Here is a 9516-nt window from a genome sequence, read left to right as displayed (position 1 = left end):
GTTCCTGGACGCTGGGACCGAATCGCGGATTATTATTGTTACCCCGTACCGGTCATGAACTGTATGCATCCGGTGAAGCCCTGATGCACAGTATTTATATTGAACCCGATGTGTGGCGTCATGAAAGAAAAGAATGCTGTGTTTTGCTGGTTTCTTCCCTGCTGCGTGAACTGGTGCTGGAAATGGTGAAAGAACGCCGACAGGAAACTTATATTCTCTCCGAAATGATTGTGCCGTTGTTGCTAAGAGGATTACACGAGGCACAGGAACTGCAGCAGGGTTGTTTGCCTCTTCCCGGAGATCGACGACTCCAGAAAATCTGTAAGGCGCTGATGCAGGCACCGTCAAATAATGAATCACTGGAAATATGGGGTGATCGCATCGGTACCAGCGACAGAACGCTGAGTCGGCTGTTTATCAAACAGACCGGTTATACCTTTGGCCAATGGCGACAACAGTTACGGCTGGTGGAATCCATGACCCGGCTGGCGCAGGGGATGTCGGTTGCCACCATAGCGACGGAACTCGGCTATCGAAGTTCCAGTTCTTTCATCACCATGTTCAGAAAAGCGATGGGGGAAACACCGCAAAATTACTTCAAAAAGGGATGATCAGGGGAAAAACGGGCGAGGATCTCCTCGCCCGGTAACAATCAGAACTGGTAAACCATGCCGACTGCCACAACATCACTGGTGCTGATGCCAGCAGATTGAGAGAACTCGCTGCTATCCATCAGGTTGATCTGGTAGTCGACATACGCATTCATGTTTTTATTGAAGTTGTAGGTCGCACCGATATCAACAAATTTCACCAGATCCTGGCTGCCATAGGTATTGCCGTCAGCGGAGGCACCCAGATGTTTGCCGCGAGTCTGGTTATAACCAATGAACGGTACTAAACCGAAATCAAAGGTATAGCCCGCATAGGCTTCAAACAGATCGGACTGGTTCGCGTAACCATAAGCGCTGTCGTCAGAAGAAGCAGAACCAAAGCGAGAGGCGTTATAGGCGCGTGCATACATAACAGCCAGATAAACATTGTTGGCATCGTATTTAATCGCGCCAGTATAGGCTTCCGCTTTTGAACCATGACCCATGATGCCGCTGGTCAGGCTGTTCTGCTCGTTGGTACGGTCGCCGCTCATGAATGCACCAGCAATGCTGAAGCCTGCGCCGATGTCATACGAGGCTGACATACCAAAGGTATCGCCGTTCTGGCGCAGCACATCACGCACGCCTGGCTCACCGCCGCCATCGTTTTTACCCTGATACTGCAGGGCAAAATGCAGGCCATCTACGAGGCCAAAGAAATTATCATTACGGTAAGTCGCCAGACCATTACCACGGTGGAACAGGAACTGGTCTGAGTTATAGGTCAGGCCATCGAACTCAGGCTGCATATCGGTATAACTGAATGCGTCATACATGATGCCGGAATTACGACCGTAATCGAACGAACCATAATTACCGTATTTCAGACCTGCGTAACCAATACGGGTATACATTTGATTGGTCTGATTTTCAGTCTGATTCAGGTTCCATTGCGCCTGCCATTGACCATAGCCGGTGAGCTGGTCGCTAATCTGCGTTTCGCCACGGAACCCGAAACGCATATAGGATTGGTCACCATTTACGCTTTTATCATTACTGATATAGTTCTCACCAACCACCATGCCGTTGATGTCTAATTTGTTACCATCTTTGTTATATACTTCAGCAGAATGTGCTGCGCTTGCAACAATAAACCCTGCGATAGCTAAAGAAAGCTTTCTAATAGGCGTTTTCATTTTATTCCTCGTATAAACCACTGCTTGTTTTTGTATGAGCGCGGGAAAAGTTCCCCGGCGATAAATTTTCTAACATTGAAAGCATTTTTAGTAAATCTGCTAATGCAAATAAGGCACAATCGGGTAAATGATAAAATTAATACTGAGAAATGCCTAAAAGAGCACAATTTCATAAATAGTTCGCCTGCTAACTTATGGTATTTGATAACGCAGGATTACAAAACGCTATTCAAAACTTTACAAAAGTTAAATATAGAAAAAACTTATGAACTGGATCTTAACCGGTGTTGAAGCCGGAACGGGAAAAGAGGTTGCCAGCCAGTTGCTCCGTAAAGGGCATCATGTTACGGCTATTGTCAAAAATTATTTAAATGTTACAGACTTAACCTCTTTATATCCTGATAACTTCATAGCTGAGGAAATGTTCAGTTACGAAAATGCAAATATAATCAGTTGCTTAAAGGTTGTCTTTGGACGTGGGTCTGAAGTGGATGGGGTGATATTATGCGATGGTCATAATTTAGTTCAGTCCACCGAAGAGATGACTTCTCTGGATGTTAATTATGCACTTATTTCAGGAATCAATGAGCCTATCCTGTTAGTTCGTGCATTAATCCCATTTTTCAGAAAACGAAAAAAAGGGCAGATCATTCTGATTTCAGCACCAATTGATAAAAAAGTGCCGGGTGGTGTTGCAATTAGTTATGCGATTAAAAAAGGATTAAGAGCATTTATTGAGTCAATGACGGATGAAATTTCCTCGTATGGTATCAGGACGCAGGTTATTAACGTCAGATCTGGCGATGAATTATCCGGTTTTGAACTCATGCGTCCGGTGAACACAATACCTTTAAGTGATAATTGCAAACCGGATAGCCTGATGAGTAAAACCGTGGCAGAAGATGACTCACACCGATTGCTTACTCAGAAAATTAGCGATGGGATTAAAACGAAATATATGACTGAAAGATGTTCATTGCGATGATGTCCTGTCCGTAATTGAGTAAAATAAAACCTCCCCCGCCTGTGATTCCTTTACCTTCCGCTCAGTCAGATATCTCACTTTTCTTTCCTGTGCATATATCGTAATCAATCAGCCATTGTAAGGATAAAAAAAACCAGCCGGTAACAACCGGCTGGTTTGATGATGTTAGCGGGTGAAAGGCAGTCTAGTGGGCGATGTATTCATCCTCATCATCATCCTCATCATGTGCCTTACCACCAAAGCGGTTGCGTACCACGACAAAGAACACCGGTACGAAGTAGATTGCCAGCAGCGTCGCCGCCACCATGCCACCGATCACCCCGGTGCCCACCGCGTTCTGTGCGCCGGAACCGGCACCGGAACTGAGCGCCAGTGGAAGGACGCCGAGGATAAACGCCAGTGACGTCATCAGGATCGGACGCAGACGCATGCGGGCTGCCTCCAGGGTGGCTTCCACCACGCCTTTACCTTCTATCTCGATCTGGTCTTTGGCGAATTCCACAATCAGGATGGCGTTCTTCGCTGACAAACCAATGGTCGTCAGCAGGCCAACCACAAAGTAAACGTCGTTATTCAGACCACGCAGCATGGTGGCAACCAGCGCACCAAATACGCCGAGCGGCACCACCAGCATCACCGAGAACGGGATCGACCAGCTTTCATATAGCGCGGCCAGGCATAGGAACACCACGATCAGCGAGATAGCATACAGCGCCGGGGCCTGCTGGCCGCTCATCCGTTCCTGGTACGACATCCCGGTCCAGTCATAGCCGATGCCGGGTGGCAGCTGCTTCGCCAGCTGTTCCATCAGCGCCATCGCCTCACCGGAGCTTTTACCCGGTGATGGCTGGCCGAGAATTTCGACCGACGACAGGCCGTTGTAGCGTTCCAGACGCGGTGAACCGAACACCCATTCCGCGCTGGCAAAGCTGGCGAAAGGCACCATTTTGCCGTTGCTGGCGCGCACGTACCAGTTGTTCAGGTCCTTCGGCATCATGCGGTAAGGCGCATCACTCATCACGTAAACGCGCTTCACCCTGCCCTGGTCAATGAAGTCGTTGACATAGCTGCCGCCCCAGGCGCTGCTCAGGGTGGTGTTGATGTCGGTAAGATCTACGCCCAGCGCGGTGGCTTTTTCCTGATCGATATTGACCTTATACTGCGGGCTGTCTTCCATGCCGTTCGGACGCACCGCCGTCAGCACGTCAGGATGCTGACGCGCCAGTTCCAGCAGTTTGTTACGCGCGGCTGTCAGTTGCTCATGGCCGAGGCCGCCTTGATCGATCAGCTCAAAGTCGAAGCCGGTGGCGTTACCCAGCGCAATGATTGGCGGCAGGTTAAAAGCCACCACGTTACCGTCCATGATTTTACTGAACGATTTCATCGCCCGGCTGACGATACCATCCACCGAGTTCTCGCTACCGTCACGTTCTGACCAGTCTTTTAGGCCGACAAAGATGATGCCCACGTTCTGACCGCGTCCGGCAAAGCCGAAGCCGTTGATCGACAGCACGTTCTCAACGTTCTTTTTCTCGTTGGTCAGATAGTAATCGCTCACCTGGTCCAGCACGGCCTGGGTGCGTTCCTGAGTTGCGCCAGCCGGCAGGATCGCCTGCGTGGCCAGCACGCCCTGGTCTTCCGACGGCAGGAACGAGGTGGGCAGACGCATAAACAGCACCGCCATACCCGCCACCAGCACGCCATAAATCAGCAGAAAGCGACCGCTGCGATTCAGCATGCGCGCAACGGAATTGGTGTAGTGATGGGCGCTCTGATCGAACTTGCGGTTAAACCAGCCGAACAAGCCACGATGCTGACCGTGGGTACCCGGTTTTACCGGTTTCAGGATGGTAACGCACAGGGCCGGCGTCAGGATCAGCGCCACCAGCACGGACAACGCCATCGCCGACACGATGGTAATGGAGAACTGACGATAGATAACGCCGGTACTGCCACCGAAGAAAGCCATGGGCACAAATACTGCCGACAGCACCAGCGCGATGCCGACCAGCGCACCCTGGATCTGCCCCATCGATTTTCGCGTAGCGGCTTTCGGTTTTAGCCCTTCCTCGGCCATCACACGTTCGACGTTCTCCACCACCACGATGGCATCATCCACCAGCAGGCCTATCGCCAGCACCATGCCGAACATGGTCAGGGTGTTGATCGAGTAACCAAAGGCGCTGAGGATGCCAAAGGTGCCGAGCAACACCACCGGTACCGCAATGGTCGGGATCAGCGTGGCGCGGAAGCTCTGCAGGAACATGTACATCACCAGGAACACCAGCACGATCGCTTCAAACAGCGTTTTCACTACTTCGTGGATCGAGATGCTGATAAACGGCGTGGTGTCGTAGGGATAAACCACTTTCAGGCCCGGCGGGAAAAAGGGCTTCAGATCATTGATTTTGGCGCGGATGGCATTAGCGGTATCCAGCGCGTTAGCGCCCGTCGCCAGCTGAATGCCGAGTGCGGAAGCCGGTTTGCCGTTAATTTTCACCACAAAGTTGTAGTTCTCACCGCCACGCTGGATGCGGGCCACGTCATGCAGGCGCACCTGGGAGCCATCGCTATTCACCTTCAGCAGAATGTTGCCGAACTGTTCCGGTGAGGTGAGGCGCGTCTGGGCAATGATCGAGGCATTAAGCTGCTGACCCTTCACCGGTGGCGCACCGCCGAGCTGGCCGGCGGCGATCTGCGCATTCTGGGATCTGATCATGTTCATTACATCGACCGGGGTCAGCTGGTAGTTATCCAGCTTGTTGGGGTCTAGCCAGATACGCATCGCGTACTGGGAACCGAACAGGGTGGTGTCGCCGACGCCGTTGATACGGCTGAGAGGGTCCTGCAGATGGGAGGCCACATAGTCCGCGATATCTTCCATGCTCATGTGGCCGGATTCATCGACGAAGCCCGGCACCAGGAAGAACACGCTGGAGGATTTACGCACCGAGATGCCCTGCTGCTGAACTTCCTGCGGCAGACGCGGGGTGGCGAGCTGCAGCTTATTCTGCACCTGCACCTGGGCGATATCCGGGTCCGTGCCGTTCTCAAACGACAGCGTGAGTTGCAGCGTGCCGGAGGAGTCGCTGTTGGAGGACATGTACATCAGGCCGTCCAGGCCACTCATGTTCTGTTCGATCACCTGCGCCACGGTATTCTGTAGCGTGGTGGCGTCTGCGCCGGGGTAGGTGGCGCGGATCTGCACCGAGGTGGGGGCGACGTCAGGGTACTGCGCCACCGGCAGTTTGAGGATCGAAATCCCCCCGGCCAGCATGACGATAATCGCCAGCACCCAGGCAAAAATGGGCCGGTCAATAAAGAATCTGGACATCAGTCAGCGGTTCCTGTGGACGAAGAGGGGGAAGCGTTTGCAGCAACAGGTTTAACGGTCATGCCTGGCTGAGCCCGCTGGATACCGGACACAATCACGCGCTCCCCGGCCTGCAGACCGCCATTCACACGCCATTTATCGCCTTCCGCCTGCGAGACGCTGATGGTGCGGACTTCCACTTTGTTATCATTACCGACCACCAGCGTGGTGGCTTCACCGCGCGGGGTACGGGTAACGGCCTGCTGCGGGATCAGCAATGCCTGGGGATCGGTGCCCTCATCCAGACGTGCGCGGACGAACATGCCGGGCAGCAGGGTATGATCCGGGTTGGGCACAATGGCGCGCAGGGTGATAGAGCCGGTGGTCTGATCGACGGTGACGTCAGAAAAAGCCAGCGTCCCGGTGCGGGGGTAGACGGCACCGTCACCCATAATCACGCTGACGACCGCTTTGCCCGCGTTCTGACGCAGCTTGCCGGAGGCCAGTTCCTGTTGCAGGCGCAGGAAATCGCCGCTCGACTGCGTCACATCGACATACATCGGATCAAGCTGCTGAACCGTTGCCAGTGCATCGGTTTGCGCATTCTGCACCAGCGCACCTTCTGTCACCGACGAGCGCCCAATACGTCCGCTGATCGGCGAGGTGATGGTGCTCCATGCCAGATTGATGCGGGCGGTTTCCTGTGCGGCACTGGCGGCTTCCACTGCCGCGCGCGTCTGGGCGGCGGTCGCTTCTGCCTGATCAAAATCCTGACGGCTGATGTAATGGGTGCCGGTCAGTGAGCGGTAGCGATTGAGTGTTACCTGAGCAATACGCGCATTGGCTTCGGCCTGTGATACGGCGGCTTTGGCATTGTTAAAGCTGGCACGAAACGGTGCGGGGTCGATTTGATACAGCGTCTGACCTGCCACCACATCGCTGCCTTCGGTGAAGGCACGTTTTAAAATGATGCCAGAAACCTGCGGACGAACTTCGGCCACGCGGAACGCCGAAGTACGCCCCGGTAATTCAGTTGAAACGGCTAAAGACTGGGTATTGAGTGTGAGGACCTGCACTTCTGGCGCTTCCTGCGCCTGAGCAGTTTTCCCTGAGGAGTCATCACATCCTGTTAAACTTAAAATGGTGAAAGCGCATAGCAAAGCCAGAGGCTTAAGTGCCACGTTATTGGGCATTGTTATAGTCTCCCGGAAACCGGCAATGACGTTGAATTAAACCTGGAAATTTAAGTTATGTGTTTTCATGCGACGATAAGTCGCAGGGGGCACATTATATTTCCGGGCGAAAGAGCGGGTGAAAGACTGCTGAGAGTCGTAACCATACTTAACGGAAATTTCGATGACGGCTTCATTGCTATCAATAAGATCATGTGCGGCAAGTTCCAGCTTCTTGTCACGAATATAATTGCCAAGGCTGATATTCATGATGCGATGGAACATGCGCTGAAGATGCCACTTTGAATAACCAGAACGTTGTGCAACATCGCTAATCTTGAGTGGGCTGCGAATGTTTTCATCTATCCATGTTAACAGCTCATAGATAATGGTTTCATGTCGGTCCATTCTTACACCTGTACAATCGAATAATGATGAGAGATGAAGAAAGACGAAATAAAAACAAGCATTTATGCAGCGAAACACACAAAATTATGCGCAGAAACGATAATGATTTCTGAAAGTGGGCTTGCCAATGTCTATTTCGTCTTCGCGGGATTATTTATAAATCTCAGCCACGCCATACAGTTTGTTTACTCCACCTGCTGAGATTACTTTCATTGCGGTTGCACCTTTGGCCTGGGCTTTATCAGACAGCATGTCAGTCAGTCCATCCAGCGAATAAGCACCTTCGGCAGAAACCACGCCAAACTTCTGTTTGCCAGAGATATCGGATGAAATTTCAGCAGCGAACGCGCTGGTAGCAGTCAATAAGCTCGCAAGAGCAATGACAGAGACAGTTAAAATCTTCATGTAAACCTCAATTCAAATCCGTTAATGGAGGGAATAGCCTAACGACAAGGTAATAGTATCATTGTGAGATACATTTAATTAGAGGGGATTAGCGATAAGCGTTATGAGTCTTACTCATCAATTTTGACCCGAATCGTTAACACTTCGCAAAGGAACCGTTTAATATTTGACCTGTATCACAAAATTTTCAGGTAATCGGATAAGACATGTGAGTATTTCACATATATCTCAATCCAGGAGAGCAGTAAAGGGTGGTACAACCGGGAAACGTATTGAGAGGAGGTGACAGAACACCTCCCCGGCATGATTGCGACTACGCTTTCAGCGAGGCAATATCGATGACGAAGCGGTATTTCACATCGCTTTTCAGCATGCGCTTCCATGCATCATTGATGTCCTGCATGTTGATCATTTCAACATCGGAAGTGATGCCATGCTCACCACAGAAATCCATCATTTCCTGGGTTTCAGCAATGCCACCGATCACTGAACCGGCGACAGATTTACGGCCCAGTACCAGTGGCGCGCTGTTCAGTACCGGATCCAGATCGCCCAGATAACCGACCAGCACCAGCGTACCGTTGAGCGCCAGAGTCGGGATATAGGGTTTCAGGTCATGGACGTAGGGAACGGTGTCGATAATCAGATCGAACTGGTTATAGACTGCCTTCATCTGTGCTTCGTCGGTGGAAATGACGATATGTTCTGCACCGAGGCGACGGGCATCTTCCGATTTATTCGGTGAACGGCTGAATAATGTAACATCCGCGCCCAGCGCTTTAGCCAGCTTCAGCGCCATATGGCCGAGACCGCCGAGACCCACTACCGCAACTTTGCTGCCCGGACCCACATTCCAGTGACGCAGTGGGGACCAGGTGGTGATACCGGCACACAGCAGCGGCGCGGCGCTTTTTAAGTCAAGACCATCCGGTACTTTGACCACGAATTTCTCGGTGACAACGATTTTGTCAGAGTAGCCGCCATAGGTCGGCATCTGGTCATGGCGGTCAACGTCGTTATAGGTAAGGGTGTTGCCTTCTTCACAATACTGCTCCAGACCCTGCTCACACGCGCTGCAATGCTGACAGGAATCCACCATGCAACCGACACCAACATGATCGCCAATGTTGAATTTGGTGACGGCTTTGCCAACGTGCATGACGCGGCCAATAATTTCGTGTCCGGGCACCATCGGATATTTTGCACCGCCCCAGTCGTTATAGGCGTTGTGGATATCGGAGTGGCAAACACCGCTGTAGAGAATCTCAATCACCACGTCATTGTCACGCGGATCGCGACGTACGAAGTTATGTGGCACTAAGTCTTCTTTGGCGGCAAAGGCTGCATAGCCTTTCACGTTTAAGGTCATTCTGTGTCTCCTGGGATAAAACCATGCTGTAAAGAACCATAAGGTAAATAGCAGATTAAGCCAGATAAAATCACCTTT

At 51.7% G+C, this 9516-nt stretch carries 8 protein-coding genes; 2 read left to right on the top strand and 6 right to left on the bottom strand.

The window, feature by feature from the left end; genetic code table 11:
- Positions 1-611: AraC family transcriptional regulator (locus PW844_RS21750; protein ID WP_299456288.1), on the top strand; the 611-nt coding region annotated here is incomplete at its 5' end.
- 41 nt (positions 612-652) lie between these two features.
- On the opposite strand, the gene ompC is transcribed toward PW844_RS21750, so the two are convergent.
- A complete protein-coding gene (gene ompC / locus PW844_RS21745) occupies positions 653-1786 on the bottom strand; it encodes a porin OmpC (RefSeq protein WP_299456286.1) in 1134 nt (377 codons plus the stop codon).
- 265 nt (positions 1787-2051) lie between these two features.
- On the opposite strand from ompC, the gene PW844_RS21740 reads away from it, so the two are divergent.
- Positions 2052-2771, top strand: coding sequence for an SDR family NAD(P)-dependent oxidoreductase (locus tag PW844_RS21740; protein WP_299456284.1), 720 nt, complete (start codon positions 2052-2054; stop codon positions 2769-2771).
- Between the two features lie 184 nt (positions 2772-2955).
- Here PW844_RS21740 and PW844_RS21735 read toward each other — a convergent pair whose 3' ends face one another.
- From PW844_RS21735 to PW844_RS21715, 5 genes are all read right to left on the bottom strand, one after another.
- Positions 2956-6105: an efflux RND transporter permease subunit gene (locus tag PW844_RS21735; RefSeq protein ID WP_299456282.1), complete on the bottom strand. Its 3150-nt coding sequence runs from the start codon at positions 6103-6105 to the stop codon at positions 2956-2958.
- Positions 6105-7277 (bottom strand): efflux RND transporter periplasmic adaptor subunit, encoded by a 1173-nt coding sequence (locus tag PW844_RS21730; RefSeq protein ID WP_299456280.1) that lies wholly within the window; start codon positions 7275-7277, stop codon positions 6105-6107. The genes PW844_RS21735 and PW844_RS21730 overlap by 1 nt, the downstream gene beginning before the upstream one ends.
- Before the next feature lie 36 nt (positions 7278-7313).
- Entirely contained in the window at positions 7314-7664 is a 351-nt protein-coding gene (locus tag PW844_RS21725) for a helix-turn-helix domain-containing protein (protein WP_299456278.1), read from the bottom strand.
- Between the two features lie 150 nt (positions 7665-7814).
- Entirely contained in the window at positions 7815-8069 is a 255-nt protein-coding gene (locus PW844_RS21720) for a YdgH/BhsA/McbA-like domain containing protein (RefSeq protein WP_299456276.1), read from the bottom strand.
- A 313-nt stretch (positions 8070-8382) separates the two neighbouring features.
- Positions 8383-9438 carry an NAD(P)-dependent alcohol dehydrogenase gene (locus PW844_RS21715; protein WP_299456274.1) on the bottom strand — a complete coding sequence of 352 codons (1056 nt, stop codon included), beginning with the start codon at positions 9436-9438 and terminating at the stop codon, positions 8383-8385.
- Between the last annotated feature and the right edge of the window lie 78 nt (positions 9439-9516).

Origin of the sequence: Pantoea sp. (genome assembly GCF_028283705.1) — a bacterium.
Lineage (GTDB): Bacteria > Pseudomonadota > Gammaproteobacteria > Enterobacterales > Enterobacteriaceae > Pantoea.
The sequence above is the reverse complement of the archived record's forward strand: the minus strand, read 5'-3'. Positions and strand labels throughout refer to the sequence as shown.

Bases quoted from the DNA above. Each gene is read 5' to 3' on its own strand.
- PW844_RS21730 (WP_299456280.1), bottom strand. From the start codon at position 7,277: ATGCCCAATAACGTGGCACTTAAGCCTCTGGCTTTGCTATGCGCTTTC.
- PW844_RS21725 (WP_299456278.1), bottom strand. From the start codon at position 7,664: ATGGACCGACATGAAACCATTATCTATGAGCTGTTAACATGGATAGAT.
- PW844_RS21740 (WP_299456284.1), top strand. From the start codon at position 2,052: ATGAACTGGATCTTAACCGGTGTTGAAGCCGGAACGGGAAAAGAGGTT.
- PW844_RS21715 (WP_299456274.1), bottom strand. From the start codon at position 9,438: ATGACCTTAAACGTGAAAGGCTATGCAGCCTTTGCCGCCAAAGAAGAC.
- ompC (WP_299456286.1), bottom strand. From the start codon at position 1,786: ATGAAAACGCCTATTAGAAAGCTTTCTTTAGCTATCGCAGGGTTTATT.
- PW844_RS21720 (WP_299456276.1), bottom strand. From the start codon at position 8,069: ATGAAGATTTTAACTGTCTCTGTCATTGCTCTTGCGAGCTTATTGACT.
- PW844_RS21735 (WP_299456282.1), bottom strand. From the start codon at position 6,105: ATGTCCAGATTCTTTATTGACCGGCCCATTTTTGCCTGGGTGCTGGCG.